Genomic DNA, 20812 nt, shown 5'->3' with positions numbered 1-20812 from the left:
AAGGACGCATGCACCGCCATTTTGATGCGTGTAGTTCCAACTCCCCCCTGGGTCCCACCCATCTGTGGGATAGAGCAGCCAGCCCGAGAAACGCAAACCGCCATACAGCAGACCGGCTGCGAGGATTGGGAACGGAAGCGTCCACAAAACGGGATAGGGAATCCGTATGAGTCGTCTCTCACTCCAGAATGCGGCAAACCCAATACACCATATGGCTAGAAGCAGGAGAAACAGGAAACACGCCGCCTGCAGCGCAGGACCAAACGTCTGTACAAGGGCATTGTATAAACCTCCCACTCGACTCACCTTCCATCCAAATCAGATTTTGAGGGCTGTTGGCTTGTGGTATCGCCAAAATTTATTCCAATTATTCCCATTCAATGGTGCCGGTAGGCTTCGGCGTCAAATCATAGAGAACCCGATTGACCCCGGGCACCTCGGCGGTGATGCGTGCGGTGATCTTCTGCAGCAGGGCAAAGGGCACGTCCTCCACGGTAGCGGTCATGGCGTCCACGGTGTTGACCGCCCGGAGGATCACCGGCCAGTCAAAGGTACGCTTATTGTCCCGCACACCTACGGACTTGAAATCCGGCACGACGGTAAAATACTGCCACACCTTGCCCTCCAGTCCGGCGTTGTGGAATTCCTCCCGCAAAATGGCGTCGGAAGCCCGGACCGCCTCCAGCCGGTCCCGGGTGATCGCCCCCAGGCACCGTACGCCCAGTCCGGGGCCGGGGAACGGCTGCCGGTAGACCATAGCGTCCGGCAGGCCCAGGGCTTTGCCGCATGCACGCACCTCATCCTTAAAGAGCATTTTCAGCGGCTCCACCAACTCAAACTTCAGGTCCTCCGGCAGGCCGCCCACATTATGGTGGGCCTTGACGGCCTTTGCCGTCTTGGTTCCAGATTCGATGATATCGGGATAGATGGTGCCCTGAGCCAGGAAGTCGATACCCTCCAGCTTGCGGGCCTCCTCTTCAAACACTCGGATAAACTCTGCGCCGATGATCTTGCGCTTGCGCTCGGGGTCGGCCACGCCGGCCAGCTTGTCCAGGAACCGATCCACCGCATCCACATAGATGAGATTGGCGTCCATCTGGTGACGGAAGACCTGCACCACCTGCTCCGGCTCGCCCTGACGGAGCAGGCCGTGGTTGACATGCACACACGTCAGCTGCTTTCCCACCGCCCGAATGAGCAGGGCCGCCACCACGGAGGAGTCCACGCCGCCGGACAGGGCCAGCAGCACCTTCTTCTCCCCGATCTGTCGGCGGATCAACTCCACCTGATCAGCGATAAAATTCTCCATGTTCCAGTTGGGCTGCGCCTTGCACAGGTCGAACACAAACCCGGAGAGCATGGCGCGGCGCGCATCGTCGTCCGCCGGCCAGTCCGGCTCTCCCTTGTGATCCACCGCCATCAGCGGCAGTCCGCTGTCATAGACGGCGCGGGAGGCATCGATCTCCACGCCGTCCACCACTCGATTGGGTCCTCCGTTGAGGATGATCCCCTTCACATTGGGCAGCGCGCTCAGCGCCTGCGCTGTGATGTCGTGGGGATGGATCTCACTGTACACGCCCAGGGCGCGCACCTCTCTGGCGATCTGCGCATTTTGCTCACTGCCCAGATCCAGGATCACGATCATATCCTGCTTCATCAAAATACCTCCATCTACTCGGTCTATTTCAGTGCCTCCGCCCTGCGGCGGCGTTCACTCTGACAGTTCTGCCACAGCTGTTCCGTGGCAAACTGGAGCTTGGTGGCATTGAAGCCCGGCTCCAGCGGATAAATAAAGTAGGTGTTATCCGGGGTAGAGAGGGTGATACACTGCCCCTTCCCCCGGTAGTCATATTCCGTGTGGAGCGAAAAGGTGGCCCGGGCCGGGAAACGCAGGGTGCGTGGCTCGGTCTGGCCATAATCGGTCACCGTCAGTTCAAACCCCTCCGGCCCGTGCCGGAGGCGTCCGGTCCCCAGGTCGATGAAGTTCACCGCGTTGGGCAGCGATTCCACATGTACCGCCAGGTCCAGCCCGTAGCATCCCGCCGCCAGAGCCTTGCCCACCTGCTCCTGCTCCCAGGCGTACCAATCCGGGATGCGGGAAAAGCGGGGTCCCTCCAGCTGTCCCAGCTCCGTCATCCGCCAGCGGCTGGAGCAATTGCCGCAGAACAGCTCTGCGCCCTGGCTGTGCATGTGGAATTCCGTTCCGCACACCGGACACTGGTAGAGGGGCATCTCCAGCCCCTCGGCCCGCCAGGGCGCCGCGATGCGCTGACCGGTCTGCTCCTGCCAGGCGTATTCGTCGTACTCCAGCTCCTTTCGGATCCCCTCCTGCACCTGCTCCGCCGTGGCCTGTTCCAGCTGCTGCGGCGTGTAGAGGCCCGTCAGGGTGGCCTCCAGACGCACGCCCTTCCGGCGCTTCAGGTTCCAGATGGGGGACTGAAGGTAGTTGCCTTTCATGTTCAGCGTGACCACCGGGACCTTCAGATATTTGGCCAGCTTGCCGGTGGAGGGCGGCAGCGGCGCGCTCACCCCCACGTTGGCGTAGCGCGCCTCGGGATAGAGCACCAGAATGCCGCCCCGCTCCATGACCCGGCGGATGTTGCGCACCAGGGCCAGATCATTGACGAACTTCCGTGTCCCCAGGCAGCCCACCTGGCGGTAGGCCCACTCGCCGTAATACTCAAACCCTTCCAGCTCGGAGACATAATTGGCCCGGTGGGGGAACAGAGCCAGGGGGGTGACGTAAAAATCCATAAAGGCGTGGTGGGTGGCCAGTACCAGAAAGGGCGGGCGTATCCCCTGCATATTCACCTTCCGGATCCTGAGCCGCCCCGGCCGGGTCTGCAGCCAGCAAAACGCCCACAGCGCGGGCATGATCAGCGGGTTTTGCGGCGGCGGGATCCGCTCCCGGTCAAAAGGGGTCGTATCAATGGGCCGCTTCACGTTCTCCCCTCCTCTTGGTCCCGCAGCAGGTAGCGCCGCACGGGCCCCACCCGGCTGAGCAGGATATACAGCGCCCCGGTACCCAGAAAGGCACACCCCGTGGGCGTGAGATGGAACAGCATGGGCAGATGCACCACGCCGTTGACCGGGTCGTAAACCGCCAGGGACAGGGCCACTCCAAACCCGGCGCACCCCAGTCCTACCCAGTTGAAGCCGCCGGAGTACCGGTAGGCCGTGTGCCCGGGCAGCCCGTAGGCCGAGCGCAAATCCAGCTTCTGCCTCCGGACCACGAAAAAGTCGGCAAACAGCAGGGCGGCCAGCGGCGCATAGATCCCCGCCCCGATGGTGAGAAAGCTGCCGAAATACTCCACCACGCCGCCCCACAGGCACAGCGCGCACACATAGGCCGCCAGCACCGCCACAATGGTGCGGTACCGGGCCGTCGGGAAGGCGGATTTCAGCATCACGCCATAGATATAGGCTCCCACCGCCTGTGTGCCTATATTGGCAAAGGCCACCAGCAGCAGGCTGCACAGGGCCAGCGCGGGTGCGGCCAGGGTGGCCAGCATCAGGGTGGGATCCTCCGCCGGGGTACCGGTGACCGCCTGCATGGCGATGGCCATCACCGCCCCCACCACCACAAAGAACGAGCCTGCCGCCCCCTGTCCCAGCACGCCGGCCCAGTAGCCGGCCCGCTCTGTACCTGTCAGCCGCGGCACCTCGGCCATGCCGCCCACCAGGGTAATGACAAAGGCAAAATTGGCCTCAATGGAGAGAATATAGGGGATAACTCCCCGCCCCTGGTCCGGCGGCATATAGTTCCAGATCACCTCGGCCGGTACGGCCCGGAACCCCACCGCCACCACCACGGCCCCCACCGCCAGCAGCAGCGGGACCAGAATGCGTGTGGTCCAGGTAATAGCCCCCAGTCCCCGCCAGGCCAGTGCGCTGCCCAGCAGCACACAGCCCAGCGCCAGCAGGGTATGTATGCCCCGGGGAGCCTGCCAGCCAAAAAGGGCCGCCAGGTTGGTCATGGAGGAGGCAAACAGGTCGGCGCACACGGCATACCAGGGGTAGTTGACCAGAATGACGGCCAGCATCAGCACCAGCACGCCCCGGGTACCGAACACCGCCCGCAGCCAGACCCAGATGTCGATGCCGTAGCGCACCGACAGGATCACCGGCAGCTGGTAGATGCACAGCATGAGCAGCGCCCCCAGGAACGCCCCGATCAGCAGCTGCCGAAAGCCCACCAGCGTGGTGAGATAGGCCCCCTGCGTGTAGCTCCAGGTAGCGATGCAGTAGCCGGACAGGATCAGCACCGCGTCCACAAAGCCGTACAGCCGCTCCCCCGGCAAAACGGGAGCCGTCCCAAAAAGCGCCTCCCGGGCCACACGCTCCTCCACCGCGCTTCCCCGTTTCACAGCCACGCCCCCCAGATAACTGCCGCCAGACACAGCAGTACCACAAGCGTCACCAGGACATAATCCCGCTTGGAGAATCGCTTTCCCGTCTGACCGTCAGCCTCCAGCACCTCGATGCGCCGCTCGATCTCCTCTTCCAGTTGGCGGAGCCGATCCTGTTGTCCCATCGTTCCACGCTCCTTTGGAACCCGTTAACAGATTACTTTGATTATAGCATAGTTTCCATCTCCCGTCTGCCGGGAAAAGAAAAAACAAATATTTTTGAAAAAAAGCATTGACAATGGCGAACTTACGTGGTAATATAACACTCGCGCTGAATCAAGCGCACAAACGAAATGCGCGAGTGGTGGAATTGGCAGACTCGCTAGATTCAGGTTCTAGTGTGCATTACGCACGTGCGGGTTCAAGTCCCGCCTCGCGCACCAAAAAAGGACACGCTTTGTGCGTGTCCTTTTTCCTTTGCCATGCAAAACAGGGGGAGCGTCTCGTTGAGACGCTCCCCCTGTTTTTATTTTACCCGGCATTTTCCAGCTCGTCATCGCCATCTATGTCGTCGCTGTCAAACACGACCTCTGCATGGTCAAACGAATAGTTGGGATACCGCGCCCTGTATTTTTCGCCCAGTTCCGCAACTGCCTCTGCTATTTTGCAGCCGTTTTCGTGGCAATAGTCCAGAAACGTCTTTGTGATTCCGGGGCCCAGACGGTCGTTTTGTTCCAGCAGCCGCTGGAGCAGAAGGGCCAGTGTCTGGAGCTTTTCCTCCGACATCCGCTCTCCACTTTTCCGATAATACCGCACCATCATATCCACATAGGTGTGCACGGAATAGGCAAAGTAACGATAGGGTGCCTTTTCGATCAACGTTTCCAGCCGCTCCCGACCGATGTCAAAGTAGTAATAGGCCCGGCCTTCTTCGTGTTCCAGCGCCCACACGCCCCATTCCATATAATTTTTCGCCTGTGCGTGCCGGATGTGGAACGACGTATTGTTTCGGATCTCGGAAGCCTCGGAGAACGCGCTGTTGGCCTCTTCAAAATGGGTCAGATCCCGATGGCAGATGCCGCGCTGCACCCAATAATAGCTCAGGTGCTTGCACAGCGGCTCCAGACCCAGCAGCAGCTGATCCAGGATCTTGTCCAGCGGGATGCCCAGCTGTTTGTGGAGGGTGTTGACCTTGATCAGTTTCTGGAACATCTCATTGCGCTGATTTTCCTCCTTTTCCCGCAGATTGCGGGCCAGGAAGCAGACTGTGGCACGAATCCACTCCAGCAGCTCATCCGCATTCAGCCACTTCTGGATGGCCGCCCACAGCAGTCTGGAGCAGCGCAGCTGCAGCCGGTTGTCCTGCAGCTGGACTGCATCGCCATATGCCTTCAGGAACGACTGCATATCCACCGACATTCCGCACTGGGTGGTCATATCCAAAAACGGCTTCATGGACAGGTGAGACACGCCCAGCGCGGCAAAGCCGCACAGCATCAGGAAGGCCCGGCGATTGACGTCATCCGGCTTTTCGTCCAGCCAGTCGGCGTAATGACGGACAAAGCGGCGGCCCTCCTGGGACACATAGAGCACATCGATGAGGTCGTTCAGCTGCCGGATATAGGCCACCCGTTCTCTGCGGTTGTCGCCGTAAGTGCGCAGCTTGTTGAGGTGATTGGTCTGCTCCAGCTGGTTATAGATCTCGTTTGCAAAGCGGCTGTCGCTGGTATGTTCCGAGATCGGGATCTCCTCCAGCGTCTCATACTGATCCAGCAGATACCGCTTGGAAACGTGGTCCTGGCGGTTGGCGGTACACAGGACAATCAGGCTCTCCACATTCTCCGGGCACCGCTCCAGGATCTGCTTGATATGGCTGTAATAATAGGACATATTCTCTGCCATGATGGCCACCTTGGTCCCTTCCGGAAGGGCAGCCAGATACTCCAGCACCAGGTCCTGATAATTGCTGGCATTCATGGAATAGCTCATGTCAAAGCGGCAGAACTCATACCCCTTCCCCATCAGGTCCACCCCCAGCCGGATGGCCGCGCAGGTCTTGCCCACATAGGCCTGACCGTACAGCACCACCAGCTGCCGTCCGCCGCGCTGGGCCAGCTGGCCTGCCCGCTCCTTCAGCTCCGGCCGGACGATATCCAGATTTTTAAAGAAATCGATGGGGCGCGGCGGCGCTCCCAGGTACAGCTCGCTCATGTACCGTACGCCTTCCGCTTGGGCCTCCTGCTGCTTCTCGTCGTAAAACACCATGCCATAGTCCCGCATCTTTCTGCGGATATCCCGCATGACCGTGAAGTTCTGATTGATAAAGTGCAGGAACTTCCGGCTGTCCCATTCCAGCAGGTGCAGATTGCTCTCATCCCGGATTCGCCTGCGCAGCTGCCGGTTGTTCAGCCTGGGCGTCAGGAAAAAGTAGTGATAGGGGCAGTCGATCTTTACCAGATCCATCAGCCGCTCCAGCATGATGAGCAGATCCTCTTCCTGAAACTCGGTTCCCAGAAACACCACGTCATTGGTCAGAAAGAGCGTGCCAAAGGACTCCAGGGTCCAGCTGGGCGTGGCGGCATACCGGCGATACTCTGTGGAGTCAAATACGTATTCCAGGTCCGGCCGCTTCACCGAACCGTGGAGTTTGTACAGCTCCGTGGCAGCCCCGCTGTTCAGGGTGGACGACTGGCGGATATGCACGTGGGGCTGTCGGCTCTTGGGCAGGTCGGCATAGATAAACTCCACCAGATCGTCGATGTTCAGGGTAAAGATATGCCGCCACGGGTATTCCCGCAGCCACATGTGGTAGTCGTCCGGCCGGCAGTGACAGCCGCTCATGCGGCTGGTCAGATAGTCGTCCCGCTCCTTCACCAGTTTTTCCAGGCGGATGTTATCACAGGTCTTTTTCAGGTCGTCCCGGTCCTCCCGGTAGAGTTCCATATCCTCCGGCTCGATCTGCTTTTTGTGGGACTCCAAAACGGCGGAAAACAACTCATTCGCCAGATGCGTGCCATCCGGCAGTTCTTTTCCGCCTCCGTTTTCCACTCCCCTGGAGAATCCCGCCCCCAGCACCAGAACCGGGCTGCGCAGGGACATCCGGTTATAAAGGAATTTTTTCTCCTCGCTCTCCTCTCGGATCACAGCACCGCTCGCCTCCTTCTCCTTAGAATCTCACCCACAGCAGCATGGCCACGCCGGCCACCGCCAGGACCCCCCCTCCGATCTTGGTGCCCCATTTGGACCGCATCCGATGAAAGACCTTTTGCAGCGTGGGCAGTGGGACCAGCAGAAAAATACCGCCCAATACCAGAAACAGCACACCGATGGATTGTTCAGCTGTCATAATTTTACCCTCCGTTTTTCTTGTTTCGTTGCTTCATTTTACCAAGCTTTCCCCTTACTTTCAACCCCGCCGCCTTGTGTTTCCCTGCGGTTTTTGCTATGATGGGAGAAACGAGTCGAGGAGGCGCGTATTATGGGCGATTACATCCTTTCCCTGGACCAGGGGACCACCAGTTCCAGGGCCATTCTGTTCGACCGGGCGCAAAACATCATCGGTGTGGCCCAAAAGGAATTTACCCAGTACTATCCCCAGGAGGGCTGGGTGGAGCATGACGCCATGGAGATCTGGTCCTCCCAGTACGGCGTTATGATGGAGGTCATCGCTCAGTCCGGCATACGTCCGGCGGATATCGCCGCCATCGGCATCACCAACCAGCGGGAGACCACCATTCTCTGGGACCGGGCCACCGGGCGGCCCATTTACAACGCCGTGGTCTGGCAGTGCCGGCGCACAGCCGAGCTGGTGGACCGTCTGCGGGCCAATGGGCTGGAGGGCCATATCCGGCAAACCACCGGGCTCATCCCGGACGCCTATTTTTCCGCCACCAAGATCAGCTGGATCCTGGACCATGTGGACGGTGCCCGGGAAAAGGCCCGACGGGGCGAGGTACTCTTCGGCACCGTGGACACCTGGCTTTTGTGGAAGCTGACCGGCGGAGCGGTCCATGCCACCGACCCCACCAACGCCTCCCGCACCATGCTCTATGACATTCACAAACTGGACTGGGACGACACGCTGCTTCAGGCCCTGGACATTCCCAGGGCCATGCTGCCTCAGGTGCGCTCCTCCAGCGAGATCTACGGCTATACCGACATTCAGGGTGCCCGGGTACCCATCGCCGGCATTGCGGGCGACCAGCAGGCGGCCCTGTTCGGCCAGACCTGCTTTACCCCCGGAGACGCCAAAAACACCTACGGTACCGGTTGTTTCCTGCTGATGAACACCGGTGATACCCCTTGTGTAAGCCGCAACGGCCTGCTGACCACCATCGCCATCGGGTTGGACGGCCGGGTGGAATACGCCCTGGAGGGCTCGGTCTTTGTGGGCGGGGCGGTGATCCAGTGGCTGCGGGACGAGCTGCGCTTTTTCCCCGAGAGCCGGGACGCAGAATACTTTGCCCGCAAGGCCAGTGACAACGGCGGGGTCTATCTGGTACCCGCCTTCACCGGTTTGGGCGCTCCGTACTGGGACATGTATGCCCGTGGCATTCTGGTGGGCCTCACCCGCGGCACCAAGCGGGAGCACATCACCCGGGCCGCGCAGGAATCCATCGCTTACCAGGTCGCTGATCTGGTCCATGCCATGGAAGCCGACACCGGTCTGCCCCTGCGGCAGCTGCGGGCCGACGGCGGAGCCAGCCGGGACGGCTTTCTCATGCAGTTTCAGGCGGACGTACTGGACCGTCAGGTCCTGCGCCCCGCCATTCGGGAGACTACGGCGCTGGGCGCGGCCTACCTGGCGGGACTGGCCACCGGCTTTTGGAGCGACCGGGAGGAACTGCGCCGCCTGTGGCAGTGCAGCGCCTGCTTCACCCCTGCCATGCCCGCCCCTCAGCGGGAGCACCTGCTCGGGCAGTGGCACCGGGCGGTGGCGCGCTGCCGTGGCTGGGCGCAGCCCTAATTTCCCCTTGCACTCGAGCGGCAATGCGAGTACAATAGGGCTGTTGCATCTGCCGGGCGGATGCCGCATAAGACTGGAGGCCCTTTACCATGCAGACGATCGACTCTTATTCCTATCAGTGCGGTGTGATGGACTGCTTCAACGAGATGGTACGTGTGGGGATAAAATCCCTGGCTCTGAGCCATCCCATGGACAGCGCCGTAGAACGGGACGCCCTGGTCCCCTATGCCATGCAGCTTTGCCGAAGCTACGGCAATAAGCTGTATCTGGAAGATGCGCCGCTCATCACCGACCTGTTCCCCCTTTCTCAGAACCAGGGGAAATTCCACATTTTATTCTACCGGGCGGACCACATTCTGGAGCAGTATCTCCGCCTGAAGGCCCGCAAGGCCGCGCTGGTCACCGAGGGCGCCTATTTCGGCGGCAACCGCAGCCGGGTGGCCTGGGAATACGGCCAGCTGCTCTCCTACCCGGAAGATGTGATCTCCCGTATGATCCAGGCCAACACCGACCGGGAGCGTTTTTGATTTTCTCTTGACGGAACTCTTTCTGTCATGCTATAATAGTTAGGTAGTCTAAATGTACGACCTGAACTCACATCTTTGTAGTCACCGTCGGCTCTGCGGACGGTGAGGAAAAGGTGTGGGTTTTTTTTAGGCATTTAGCTCCAAATCTTTTTCAGGAGGTACCATTATGTATCACGGTACTGTGAAGTGGTTCAACGAGACCAAGGGCTTCGGCTTCATTTCCAACGACGAGGGCGGCGACGACGTGTTCGTGCATTTCTCCGCCATCGTGTGCGACGGCTTCAAGACTCTTCAGGAGGGCCAGAAGGTCACCTATGATGTGGAGCCCGATCCCAAGAACGCCGACAAGCTGCGTGCGGTCAACGTTGTGGCTGCCTGAGTTCCCACATATCCAAAGAGCCGGTCCAAATGGACCGGCTCTTTTTTTGTTCGGCACGCTCCTCCCTTCCCGGCGTATACTGTTGGTGTGGAGGGCAGCTGCCCGCCACAAATTGGAATGGGGGTATCCTTCAATGTGTTGTTGCAATCGTCAGTCCTGCCGCTGCCAGTGCTGCTGCGGGTGTGGGAACGGGTCCGGCTCCGGTAACAGCGGGATCACGACGCTCCCCTCCTTCCCGGATCTGCCGGTCTATCCCGGCAATGGTACGGTAAGCAATACCCGCTGGCCCGTTTACGTCTCTGTCCCCGCCTTTTTGTGGGAGACCGATACCGATGACGACACTTCCGGCTGCGGCTGCTGCCGCGGCTGAGTCCCATGCCGCCCCGGCCGGGGCGGCTACTTAAAAACACAATACCCCCAAACCAAGCGGGGCGCCCGGAATCCGGGCGCCCCGCTGTTTTTTGGTTAGATGGCAAAGAGCAGGAACCGGTTTACTTCATACCAATCCTCCGACTCGAAGGCCAACGTCGTGGCATCCACCCGCTCCGCCCCGGGATAGAATCCCTTCGTGTAGGCGTCGGCGTGATCCTTATAGGTCAGTTCCAGGCGGAAATGGGACGGCAGCGCGATCCGGGCCGCCGCCAGATCCTGCTGCAGGGCCCGCTGAGCCCCCTCCCGGATGCGCCGCTGGGCCAAGACCGGGCTGAGCCCCTCCGAACGGCCGCCCACATCCCACTTGACAGGCACCGTCACCAGGCCCGGGTGGAGCGGCCGGCTTGCCTCACACAGCGCGCCGTCCCCCGCCAGCAGGACACTGGGCACGCCATAATAGGCCGCCAGCCAACTGTAGATCAGAAATTCCGAAGCCGGCTGGCCATTGACCGTGATTTTCTGCACCATTCGGCCATTGATGGTGTGGCTGAGGACATTGCCCTCCTGCCCCGCAGCGCTGTGGTAGCCCACAAACATAGCCGCGTCAAAGCTCTCGTCCAATCCCTCGATCATCAGCCGGGGCTCGTTGCTCCAGCCGCGGATGAGGCGGACATACTCGGGCATGCACTCGGGGTAGAGGTTGACGCCCGGCCCGTGTGCGTCTTTTACCACGACCAGCTCGGCACCGGCGGCATGGGCCCCTTCCGCAGCGGCCACCACCTCCTGGGTCATCTCCTTCCGGCTGCGTTCATAGTCAAAGCCTTCCGGACGGCAGGCCTCCCGTGCCATGGTAATGGCGGTCCCCTCAATATCTGCGCTGATAAATACCTTCATAACTGCCCCTCCTTTTCTGCTATGATACCGCGCTGCAGCGGAATTGGCAAGCTGCAGTGCCAAATTTTTTCCAGCCTTCAACCCCTTGCGGCTCAATGGTTTTCCAAATTCAAACCCATGGTTTTACAAAAAAAATTCTTGACAAATCACCATCTGCTGATAAAATGTGCTTAAATTATTTTATTTAAAAATTTTTAAGTAAAATAGTTGAACTATTTGAACAAGGAGAATCTGTCATGGATTTTGAGAAGGTTAAAGAGATCATTGTGGAGACCCTGAGCTGCGACGCCGACAAGGTGACCCCCGAGGCGCGCCTGGCTGAGGATCTGGAGGCCGATTCCCTGGCTGCCGTGGAGCTGTCCATGGCTCTGGAGGAGGAGTTCGGCGTGACCATCGCCGACGAGGACCTGCCCAACATGAAGACGGTGGGCGATCTGATCAAGTATCTGGAAGACCACGCGGAGTAAGCAAGCAGACAAATGGCACCGGTGCTGACCGGTGCCATTTTTCCGAAAGGAGCCGTTATGACCAATCAAGAGATTTTTGAGCTGATGGCCCGCTTCGATGCCAGCGCCGCCACCACTTTCAAGCTCTCCACCAAGGATTTCTCTCTGGAGCTGGGCAAGGGCGCCGTCGCGTCTGCCCCTGCGGCTGCTCCCACGGCGGCCGCCCCTGCGGCTGCCGCCGCACCCGCTGCCAGTGCCGAGCCGGCGGGTCTGTACATCACCGCCCCGCTGGTGGGCACCTTCTATGCCGCCTCCTCTCCCGACGCCGCCCCCTTTGTCCAGCCGGGCGACCACGTGAAGAAGGGCCAGACCGTGTGCCTCATGGAGGCCATGAAGATGATGAACGAGGTCCAGGCCCCCTGCGACTGCGTCATTGAGGCGGTGCTGCCCCAGGACGGCGCGCTGGTGTCCTTCGGGGAGCCGCTCATCCGCTATCGGGAAGGGTGAGTCCATGTTCAAGCGTGTTCTGATTGCCAACCGCGGCGAGATCGCCGTACGCATCTTCCGCGCCTGCCGGGAGCTGGACATCGAGCCCGTGGTGGTCTATTCCGAGGCGGACCGGGAGGCCCTTCACGTGCAGCTGGCTGAGCAGGCCTTCTGCATCGGCCCGGCCCGGTCGGCGGACAGCTATCTGAATCTGGACGCCATCCTCACCGTGGCCAAGGCCACCGGGTGTGACGCCATCCACCCCGGCTACGGGTTTCTCTCGGAGAACGATACCTTTGCCGACGCCTGTGCCCAGGAGGGGATCACCTTCATCGGTCCCTCCGGGGACGTGATCCGCGCCATGGGCAACAAGGCCGCCGCTCGCAAGCTGATGCAGCAGGCCGGGGTACCGGTGGTCCCCGGCTCCGACGGGGCGGTGGACACCGCTGAGCAGGCCAAGGCCCTGGCCGACTCCATCGGCTACCCGGTCCTCATCAAGGCCTCCGCCGGCGGCGGCGGCCGGGGTATGCGCCGGGTGTTTGACCCCGAGCAGCTCATCCCCCTCTTCGAGGAGGCCCGGAGCGAGTCGGAGGCCTGCTTCGGCAGCGGGGAGATGTACCTGGAAAAGCTCATCCTCAACCCCCGGCACATCGAATTTCAGATCATGGCCGATCGCCACGGCAACGTCATCCAGCTGGGCGACCGGGACTGCTCCATCCAGCGGCGCAACCAGAAGCTGCTGGAGGAATCCCCCTCCAAAGCCCTCACCCCTGAGCTGCGGGAGCAGATGGGGGCGGCGGCGGTGGCCGCGGCCAAGGCCGCCCACTATGAGAACGCCGGCACCATCGAGTTCGTGCTGGACCCGGAGGGCCATTTCTATTTCATCGAGATGAATACCCGTATCCAGGTGGAACACCCGGTCACCGAGCTGGTCACCGGCATGGACCTGGTGCGCGAGCAGATCCGGGTGGCCGCCGGGCTCCCTCTCTCCCGCACGCAGGAGGAGGTACAGCTCCACGGCCACGCCATCGAGTGCCGCATCAACGCCGAGGACCCGGCCCGGAACTTCCAGCCCTGTCCCGGCAAGGTGGAGTTCGTCCACCTGCCCGGCGGCTGCGGAGTGCGGGTGGACACCTGTCTGTATAACGGCTATGAGCTGCCCCCCTATTACGACTCCCTCATGGCCAAGGTCATCGTCCACGCGCCCACCCGTCTGGAGGCCATCCGCCGGATGCGCCGGGCGCTGGAGGAGCTCATCATCGAGGGGCCGGCCACCAACGCCGACCTGCTCCATCAGATCCTGCATCACCCCGACTTCGTCCGGGGCAATTACAACACCGGGTTCCTGGAGGCCAATATGCAGACCCTCCTGGCCTGGAGCAACAGCGGGGAGGCGCGTGAAGCATGAGCAACGTATTTGCCCAGCGGCGGCAGAAGCTGCTCTCTCTGAAGGCTCTGCGGGGCTCCTCCCCCGCTCCGGCCCACACGGAGGAGACCTGCCCCTCCTGCGGCGGCACGGTCAGCCGCCGGGATCTGGTGGCCGGGCGGTACGTCTGCCCTCTGTGCGGCCATCACTACCCCATCGGGGCCTATTACCGGCTGAGCCTGGTACTGGATAAGGGCTCATTTCGGGAACTGGACGCCCCGCTGTCCTCCAATGACCCGCTGTCCTTCCCCGGCTATGCCGCCAAGCTGGATACCGCCCGCCGCCGTACCGGTATGAACGAGGCGGTAGTCACCGCCACCGGCCGCATCGGCGGCCAGAAGGTGGCGGTCGGTGCGCTGGACAGCCGCTTCTTCATGGGCAGCATGAGCGCCGCCCTGGGAGAAAAGGTCACCCGGCTGGTGGAGTTCGCCGCAAAGTATAAGCTGCCCCTCATTCTCTTCTCGGCCAGCGGCGGGGCCCGGATGCAGGAGGGCATCCTCTCCCTGATGCAGATGGCCAAGACCGCCGCCGCCCTGGAGAAGTTCTCCCAGAAGGGCGGACTGTATATCTCGGTGCTCACCCACCCCACCACCGGCGGCGTCACCGCCAGCTTTGCCAGCCTGGGCGACGTCATGCTGGCTGAACCCGGGGCCCTCATCGGCTTTGCCGGTCCCCGGGTCATCGAACAGACCATCGGCGAGAAGCTCCCCGAGGGCTTCCAGAGCGCCGAATACCTGCTGGAGCACGGTTTTCTGGACGCCATCGTCCCCCGGACTGAACTGCGCGCCACCCTGCTCCAGCTGCTGAAACTGCATGGAAAGGGGGAGGACACCCGTGGCAAATAAGCTGACACCCGCCCAGCGGGTGGCCCTGGCCCGCCATCCGGAGCGCCCGGGCACGGCGGATTTCATCGCCGCCCTCTTCACCGAATTCTTTGAGCAGCGGGGCGACCGCCTGTGCGCCGACGACGGCAGCATTCTGGGCGGCGTGGCCCTCTTCCACGGCAAACCGGTCACGGTCATCGGCCACCGGAAGGGCCGCACCCTGGAGGAGCACATGGCCTATCACTTCGGCATGCCCTCCCCTGAGGGCTACCGCAAGGCCCAGCGGCTCATGCTCCAGGCGGAGAAGTTCCGCCGGCCCATCATCACCTTTATCGACACGCCCGGCGCCTATCCCGGTCTGGAGGCCGAGGCCCACGGTCAGGGCGAGGCCATCGCCCGCACCCTGGCTCTTCTGTCCGGTCTCACCGTACCGGTGGTGGCCGTGGTCACCGGCGAGGGCGGCAGCGGCGGAGCACTGGCCCTTGGCGTGGGCAATAAGGTGCTCATGCTGGAGAACGCGGTCTACTCCGTCCTCTCTCCCGAGGGCTTTGCCGCCATTCTGTGGAAGGACGCCTCCCGCAGCGACGAGGCCTGCGACGTGATGAAGCTCACCGCCGCCGACCTGTTGGAACTGGGCGTCATCGACGGCGTCATTCCTGAGCCCGACGGCGGGGCCCATACCAATCCCCACGTTCTCTATCAGGCCCTGGACTATGCTCTGGCCCGGGAACTGAACGCCCTGAGCAAACTCAGCCCCTCCGCCCTGGCCGCGGGGCGCTATAAGAAATTCCGTCTGATGGGCGCCAAGGCCCTGAGAAAGGAGCGCGCATGAACGGGATCAAGCTTTTGAGCACCGGCTCTGCCCTGCCCCGGCAGTGCCTGACCAACGAGGATATGGCCCGCCGGGTGGACACCTCCGACGAGTGGATCGTCTCCCGCACCGGGATCCGCAGCCGCCACCACTGCACCGGTGAGGAAACCCACACCGGCCTGTGTCTGGCCGCCGCCCGGCAGGCGCTGGAGCGCTCCGGCATTTCCCCCGAGCAGATCGGCGTGTGCATTGTGGCCACCCTCTCCGCCGACAGCCTCACCCCCGCCACTGCCTGCGTGCTGCAGCGGGAGCTGGGCTTTCCGGAGGACACCGTGTGTTTTGATCTGAACGCCGCCTGTTCCGGCTTTGTCTACGCCCTGCACACCGCCCAGTGCCTGCTCGCCGCCGCCCCCCGGAAGCTGGGGCTGGTCCTCGGCGCAGAGGTACTCAGCCGCATCACCGACTTCACCGACCGCAGCACCTGCGTGCTCTTCGGCGACGGCGCGGGAGCGGCCGTGGTGGAGTGGCGGGAGGACTACCCTTCACTCCACGCCGTACTGGGCTGCCGGGGCAACCAGGAGGCCCTTTACGTCCCCGGGGTAAATACCGCCTCCCCTTCCTTTATCCACATGGACGGCCAGGCGGTGTTCCGCTTTGCCGTGGAGGCCCTGCCCCGCTGCACCCGCCAGGTGCTGGAGCAGGCCGGCCTGACCGCCGACCAGGTGGACCGCTTTGTCTTTCACCAGGCCAATCAGCGCATCATCGACTTTGCCGTGAAGAAGCTGGGTGTGGACCCGGCCAAATGCACCGGCAACATCGCCCGCACCGGCAACACCTCCGCCGCCAGCGTCCCCATTCTGCTGGATGAACTGGTATGCGCCGGTCAGCTCCGCTCGGGCCAGAAGGCCCTGTGCGTGGGCTTCGGCGGCGGGCTCACCTGGGCCGGCGCGCTGCTGGAACTGGCATGAACGTCCAACAAGGAGTTTGCTATGAAACTGAATGAATTGCTGGGGACCGAATTCCCCATTATCCAGGGCGGCATGGCCAACGTGGCCACCGGCGCTTTTGCCGCCGCCGTCTCCAACGCCGGCGCCCTGGGCCTCATCGGCTCCGGCGGCATGGACGCCGAAGCCCTGCGCGCTGAGATTCGCGCCGCCCGGGCCGCCACCGACAAGCCCTTCGGCGTCAACCTGATGCTGATGAACCCCCATATCGAGGCTCTGGCCAAGGTTGTGGTGGAAGAGGGCGTCCAGGTGGTCACCACCGGCGCGGGCAATCCGGGCAAGTACGTCCCGGCCTGGAAGGACGCGGGCATCAAGGTTTTCCCCGTGGTGGCCGCCCCCATCCTGGCCAAGCGCCTGGAGCGCTATGGCATTGACGGCGTCATCGCCGAGGGCACCGAGAGCGGCGGCCACGTGGGCGAGATGACCACCATGGCCCTGGTGCCCCAGGTGGTGGACGCGGTGAGCGTGCCCGTCATCGCCGCCGGCGGCATTGCCGACGGCCGGCAGATGGCCGCGGCCTTCGCCCTGGGCGCCTGTGGCGTCCAGGTGGGCACCTGCCTGCTGGCCAGTGAGGAGTGCCCCATCCATGCCAATTACAAGCAGGCCGTCCTCAAGGCCGGCGCCAACGACACCACCGTCACCGGCCGTACCGGCGGGGCTCCCGTCCGGGTGCTGAAGAACAAGATGGCCCGGGAATACCTGCGCATGGAGAAGCAGAACCTGCCTCTGGAGGAGATGGAGAAGCTCACCCTGGGCTCCCTGCGCCGGGCGGTATTCGACGGCGATGTGGACACCGGCAGCTTTATGGCCGGTCAGGTGGCGGGCATGATCCACGAGATCCGCCCCCTGCGCGCCATTTTTGAAGATCTGATGCGCGGCTGTGAGGCCGTGGTGAAAGGACTGAACGTATGAGCCTCGCGTTTCTGTACGCCGGACAGGGCAGCCAGCACCCCGGCATGGGTGCTGACCTCTATGAGGCCTATCCGGTATTCAAGGAGATCCTGGACAGCGCCGACGTGGATTTTGATCTGAAAGCGGTGTCCTTTACCGACCCCGACGGGGTGCTGAATCAGACCCAGTACACCCAGCCCTGCATGGTGGCCTTCGCCGCGGGCATGACCGCCATCCTGGCCGGACTGGGCATTACCCCTGACTACGCCGCCGGCCTCAGCCTGGGCGAGTACTCCGCCCTCCAGGCCGCCGGGGTATTTACCCCCCAGCAGGCCATCTCTCTGGCCGCTTTCCGGGGCAAGGCCATGGCTTCCGCCTGTGCCGGCATGGCCTGCGGCATGACCGCCGTGCTGGGTCTGGACCGGGAGAAACTGCAGCAGGCCTGCGATCAGGCCTCCGACCTGGGCGTGGTGGAGATTGCCAACTACAACTGCCCCGGCCAGCTGGTCATCGCCGGGCAGAAGGATGCCGTGGACAAGGCCTCCGCCCTGGCCAAGGAGCTGGGGGCCAAGCGCTGCCTGCCCCTGAAGGTCAGCGGTCCCTTCCATACCTCCCTGCTGCGCCCCGCCGGGGACGCCCTGCGGGAGAAGTTCAAGGAGATCCCCTTCGGCACCCCCAAGTTCCCGGTGCTCTTCAACTGTCTGGGCCACGAGATGGGCCCGGAGGATACCATCCCCGCCCTGCTGGAAAAGCAGGTGCAGTCCTCCGTTTACATGGAGGACACCATCCGCCGTCTGGAGGCGCTGGGAGTGGACACCATCGTGGAGATCGGGCCGGGCAAGGCCCTCAGTGGCTTTGTGAAAAAGACCGCGCCCTCCATCAAGACCTACGCCGTGGAGACCTGCGCCGACATTGACGCGCTCTCTGCCGCTCTGAAAGGATAACGCTATGAGTATGACTGGAAAGACCGCCGTGGTCACCGGCGGCAGCCGGGGCATCGGCCGGGCCATCTGTCTGGAGCTGGCCCGCCGGGGCGCCAACGTGGTATTCTCCTACGCCGGCAACACCGCCGCCGCGGAGGAGACCCTGGCCGCCCTGAAGGAGCTGGGCGTGGAGGCCCGTGCTGTCCAGGGGGACGTGGCCGACGCCGCCGCCGTGAAAACCCTCATGGACACCGCCGTGAAGGAACTGGGCGGACTCCACATTCTGGTGAACAACGCCGGCATCACCCGGGACAATCTGGCCATGATGCTGAAGGAAGAGGACTTTGACGCCGTCATCGCCACCAACCTGAAGGGGGCCTTTCTGTGCATGAAGGCCGCCGCCCGGCCCATGATGAAAGCCAAGTACGGCCGCATCATCAACCTCTCCTCAGTGGTGGCTCTCCGGGGCAATCCGGGCCAGATCAACTACTGCGCCAGCAAGGCGGGCGTCATCGGCATGACCAAGTCTCTGGCCCGGGAGCTGGGCGGCCGTGGCATCACCGTCAACGCGGTGGCCCCCGGCTATATCGGCACCGACATGACTGCCGCCCTGCCCGAAGCCGCCCGGGAGGCCATGCTGGCCTCCATTCCCGCCGGCCGGGCCGGCACGCCGGAGGACGTAGCCGCCGCGGTGGCCTTCCTGGCCTCGGATGAGGCCGCCTACATCACCGGACAGGTCCTTTCCGTCGATGGCGGAATGGGCATGTAAGGAGGAACGAATATGGAAAAACGCAGAGTCGTCATTACCGGCATGGGGAGCGTCAATCCCCTGGGCCATAACGTGGCCGAGACCTGGCAGGCCGTGAAAAACGGTGTGTGCGGCATCGCCCCCATCACCCAGTATGATTCGTCCAAGCAGAAGGTCCATCTGGCCGCCGAGGTGAAGGACTGGGACCCCACCTCCGTGCTGGACAAGAAGGAAGTGCGCCACATGGCCCGCTACTCTCAGCTGGCCATGGCCTCCGCCAAGGAGGCGGTGGCCGACAGCGGCCTGGATCTGGAGGCCATCGACCGCACCCGCTGCGGCGTCATCGTCTCCAGCGGCGTGGGCGGCATCGGCATCACGGAGAGCGAGCAGATGCGCTGCTCGGAAAAGGGCTTCGACCGGGCCTCCCCTTTCTATATCCCCTCCACCATCGCCAACATGGGCGCCGGCCTCATCGCCATCGCCTTTGGTTTTCAGGGTATGTGTACCTGTCCGGTGACCGCCTGCGCCGGCGGCTCCAACGCGGTGGGCGACGCCTTCCGCCACATCCGGGACGGCTACGCCGAAGTGATGCTGTGCGGCGGCGCTGAGGCCGCCGTCACTCCCCTGTCCATCGGCGGGTTCACCTCCATGCGGGCCCTCCACGTGGGTGACGACCCCAACCGGGCCTCCATTCCCTTCGACGCCGAGCGCTCCGGCTTTGTCATGGGCGAGGGCGCCGGTATCCTGGTGCTGGAGGAGTACGAGCACGCCAAGGCCCGCGGCGCCAAAGTATACGCTGAGGTGGTGGGCTATGGCGCCACCTGCGACGCCTATCATATGACTGCTCCCGCCCCCAACGGGGAGGGCGGCGCCCGTGCCATGGCCCAGGCGCTGGCCGACGGCGGCGTGGCCCCCGAGCAGGTAGGCTATATCAACGCCCACGGCACCTCCACCCCCCTGAACGACTCCGGCGAGACCGCCGCGATCAAGACCGTATTCGGCGAACACGCCTATAAGCTGGCCGTCAGCTCCACCAAGTCCATGACCGGCCACATGCTGGGCGCCGCCGGCGCGGTGGAAGCTATTTTCTCCGCCCTCACCCTGCACGACGGCTATCTGCCCGCCACCATCCACTATCAGGTGCCCGATCCGGCCTGCGACCTGGACTACGTGCCCAATGAGGGCCGCGCGGTCCAGGTGGAGTATGTGCTCTCCAACTCTCTGGGCTTCGGCGGCCACAACGCCTGCGTCCTGCTGAAGAAGTGGGAGGGCTGAGCCATGATGCAGTATAACTCCAACCAGATCGCCGAGATCCTCCCCCACCGCTACCCCTTTGCCCTGGTGGACCGCATTGTGGACGGCGAGGAGGGCAAATGGGCCAAGGGGATCAAGTGCGTCAGCGTCAATGAGCCCTTTTTCCAGGGCCACTTTCCCCAGTACCATGTCATGCCCGGGGTCCTCATTCTGGAGGCGCTGGCCCAGGTAGGCGCGGTGGCCCTGCTGTCCATGCCGGAAAACCGCGGCAAAATCGCCTTCTTCGGCGGGATCAAGAACGCCCGGTTCCGCCGCCAGGTCACCCCCGGCGACGTGCTGGAGCTGGAGTGCACCCTCATCAAGCAGAAGGGCCCGGTGGGCATTGGCGAGGCCAAGGCCACCGTCAACGGACAGGTGGCCGCCACGGCGGAGCTCACCTTTGCTCTGGGAAAGGATTCCTGATTGCCCTTTCCTCCGCCGTTTGTTATAATCTTAATATCGATCATCTAAAG

The 20812-nt window shown here is 62.8% G+C and carries 22 protein-coding genes and 1 tRNA gene; 16 read left to right on the top strand and 7 right to left on the bottom strand.

Features of this window, described 5'->3' with window-relative positions:
* Positions 1-367: 367 nt before the first annotated feature.
* From guaA to WMO45_RS07075, 4 genes are read right to left on the bottom strand one after another with little or no spacing between them, the layout of a single operon-like run.
* A complete protein-coding gene (gene guaA / locus WMO45_RS07090) occupies positions 368-1657 on the bottom strand; it encodes a glutamine-hydrolyzing GMP synthase (protein ID WP_349139875.1) in 1290 nt (429 codons plus the stop codon).
* Positions 1658-1680: 23 nt separating this feature from the next.
* Positions 1681-2943 carry a lysophospholipid acyltransferase family protein gene (locus WMO45_RS07085; protein WP_349139874.1) on the bottom strand — a complete coding sequence of 421 codons (1263 nt, stop codon included), beginning with the start codon at positions 2941-2943 and terminating at the stop codon, positions 1681-1683.
* Positions 2940-4367, bottom strand: a complete 1428-nt coding sequence (locus WMO45_RS07080; RefSeq protein ID WP_349139873.1) for a cytosine permease — start codon at positions 4365-4367, stop codon at positions 2940-2942. The genes WMO45_RS07085 and WMO45_RS07080 overlap by 4 nt, the downstream gene beginning before the upstream one ends.
* Positions 4364-4534: a hypothetical protein gene (locus WMO45_RS07075; RefSeq protein WP_349139871.1), complete on the bottom strand. Its 171-nt coding sequence runs from the start codon at positions 4532-4534 to the stop codon at positions 4364-4366. The genes WMO45_RS07080 and WMO45_RS07075 overlap by 4 nt, the downstream gene beginning before the upstream one ends.
* A 170-nt stretch (positions 4535-4704) precedes the next feature.
* Between WMO45_RS07075 and WMO45_RS07070 the strand changes: the two genes are divergently transcribed.
* Positions 4705-4792, top strand: a tRNA-Leu gene (locus WMO45_RS07070).
* An 88-nt stretch (positions 4793-4880) separates the two neighbouring features.
* Here the strand turns inward: WMO45_RS07070 and WMO45_RS07065 are convergent.
* The gene (locus WMO45_RS07065; RefSeq protein WP_349139870.1) at positions 4881-7493 is read right to left on the bottom strand and encodes an SIR2 family protein; all 2613 of its coding nucleotides are present in this window, start codon (positions 7491-7493) and stop codon (positions 4881-4883) included.
* A gap of 22 nt (positions 7494-7515) precedes the next feature.
* Positions 7516-7695, bottom strand: a complete 180-nt coding sequence (locus tag WMO45_RS07060) for a hypothetical protein (RefSeq protein WP_349139869.1) — start codon at positions 7693-7695, stop codon at positions 7516-7518.
* 132 nt (positions 7696-7827) lie between these two features.
* On the opposite strand from WMO45_RS07060, the gene glpK reads away from it, so the two are divergent.
* The 4 genes from glpK (at position 7828) to WMO45_RS07040 (ending at position 10591) form a co-directional block, all read left to right on the top strand.
* Positions 7828-9315, top strand: a complete 1488-nt coding sequence (glpK, locus tag WMO45_RS07055; RefSeq protein ID WP_349139868.1) for a glycerol kinase GlpK — start codon at positions 7828-7830, stop codon at positions 9313-9315.
* Positions 9316-9404: 89 nt separating this feature from the next.
* Positions 9405-9842 carry a hypothetical protein gene (locus tag WMO45_RS07050; RefSeq protein WP_349139867.1) on the top strand — a complete coding sequence of 146 codons (438 nt, stop codon included), beginning with the start codon at positions 9405-9407 and terminating at the stop codon, positions 9840-9842.
* 166 nt (positions 9843-10008) lie between these two features.
* Positions 10009-10221, top strand: a complete 213-nt coding sequence (locus WMO45_RS07045; protein WP_009259878.1) for a cold-shock protein — start codon at positions 10009-10011, stop codon at positions 10219-10221.
* Between the two features lie 133 nt (positions 10222-10354).
* On the top strand, positions 10355-10591 hold the full coding sequence (locus WMO45_RS07040; RefSeq protein WP_349139866.1) for a hypothetical protein: 237 nt from the start codon (positions 10355-10357) through the stop codon (positions 10589-10591).
* 95 nt (positions 10592-10686) lie between these two features.
* On the opposite strand, the gene WMO45_RS07035 is transcribed toward WMO45_RS07040, so the two are convergent.
* Complete coding sequence (locus tag WMO45_RS07035; protein WP_349139865.1) at positions 10687-11487, bottom strand: M55 family metallopeptidase; 801 nt, start codon at positions 11485-11487, stop codon at positions 10687-10689.
* 236 nt (positions 11488-11723) lie between these two features.
* On the opposite strand from WMO45_RS07035, the gene acpP reads away from it, so the two are divergent.
* The 11 genes from acpP to fabZ are packed head-to-tail and all read left to right on the top strand — an operon-like array spanning position 11724 to position 20762.
* A complete protein-coding gene (gene acpP / locus WMO45_RS07030; protein ID WP_349139864.1) occupies positions 11724-11954 on the top strand; it encodes an acyl carrier protein in 231 nt (76 codons plus the stop codon).
* 57 nt (positions 11955-12011) lie between these two features.
* Positions 12012-12440: an acetyl-CoA carboxylase biotin carboxyl carrier protein gene (gene accB, locus WMO45_RS07025; RefSeq protein ID WP_349139863.1), complete on the top strand. Its 429-nt coding sequence runs from the start codon at positions 12012-12014 to the stop codon at positions 12438-12440.
* A 4-nt stretch (positions 12441-12444) separates the two neighbouring features.
* A complete protein-coding gene (gene accC / locus WMO45_RS07020; protein ID WP_349139862.1) occupies positions 12445-13827 on the top strand; it encodes an acetyl-CoA carboxylase biotin carboxylase subunit in 1383 nt (460 codons plus the stop codon).
* A complete protein-coding gene (gene accD / locus WMO45_RS07015) occupies positions 13824-14690 on the top strand; it encodes an acetyl-CoA carboxylase, carboxyltransferase subunit beta (protein ID WP_349139861.1) in 867 nt (288 codons plus the stop codon). Before accC ends, accD begins: the two co-directional genes overlap by 4 nt.
* Positions 14659-15501, top strand: a complete 843-nt coding sequence (locus WMO45_RS07010) for an acetyl-CoA carboxylase carboxyltransferase subunit alpha (RefSeq protein WP_349139859.1) — start codon at positions 14659-14661, stop codon at positions 15499-15501. Before accD ends, WMO45_RS07010 begins: the two co-directional genes overlap by 32 nt.
* Entirely contained in the window at positions 15498-16448 is a 951-nt protein-coding gene (locus WMO45_RS07005; RefSeq protein ID WP_349139857.1) for a beta-ketoacyl-ACP synthase III, read from the top strand. The genes WMO45_RS07010 and WMO45_RS07005 overlap by 4 nt, the downstream gene beginning before the upstream one ends.
* 21 nt (positions 16449-16469) lie before the next feature.
* Positions 16470-17396 carry a DUF561 domain-containing protein gene (locus WMO45_RS07000; RefSeq protein ID WP_349139855.1) on the top strand — a complete coding sequence of 309 codons (927 nt, stop codon included), beginning with the start codon at positions 16470-16472 and terminating at the stop codon, positions 17394-17396.
* On the top strand, positions 17393-18319 hold the full coding sequence (fabD, locus tag WMO45_RS06995; RefSeq protein WP_349139853.1) for an ACP S-malonyltransferase: 927 nt from the start codon (positions 17393-17395) through the stop codon (positions 18317-18319). Before WMO45_RS07000 ends, fabD begins: the two co-directional genes overlap by 4 nt.
* Positions 18320-18323: 4 nt before the next feature.
* Positions 18324-19067 (top strand): 3-oxoacyl-[acyl-carrier-protein] reductase, encoded by a 744-nt coding sequence (fabG, locus tag WMO45_RS06990; RefSeq protein ID WP_349139851.1) that lies wholly within the window; start codon positions 18324-18326, stop codon positions 19065-19067.
* A gap of 12 nt (positions 19068-19079) precedes the next feature.
* On the top strand, positions 19080-20321 hold the full coding sequence (fabF, locus tag WMO45_RS06985) for a beta-ketoacyl-ACP synthase II (protein ID WP_349139850.1): 1242 nt from the start codon (positions 19080-19082) through the stop codon (positions 20319-20321).
* Positions 20322-20327: 6 nt separating this feature from the next.
* Entirely contained in the window at positions 20328-20762 is a 435-nt protein-coding gene (gene fabZ / locus WMO45_RS06980) for a 3-hydroxyacyl-ACP dehydratase FabZ (protein WP_349140004.1), read from the top strand.
* The last annotated feature ends 50 nt before the right edge of the window (positions 20763-20812 follow it).

The sequence above is a fragment of the Flavonifractor hominis genome (genome assembly GCF_040095835.1).
Lineage (GTDB): Bacteria > Bacillota > Clostridia > Oscillospirales > Oscillospiraceae > Flavonifractor > Flavonifractor hominis.
Note: the sequence above shows the minus strand (reverse complement) of the source record. Positions and strands in the feature narration are given on the sequence as shown.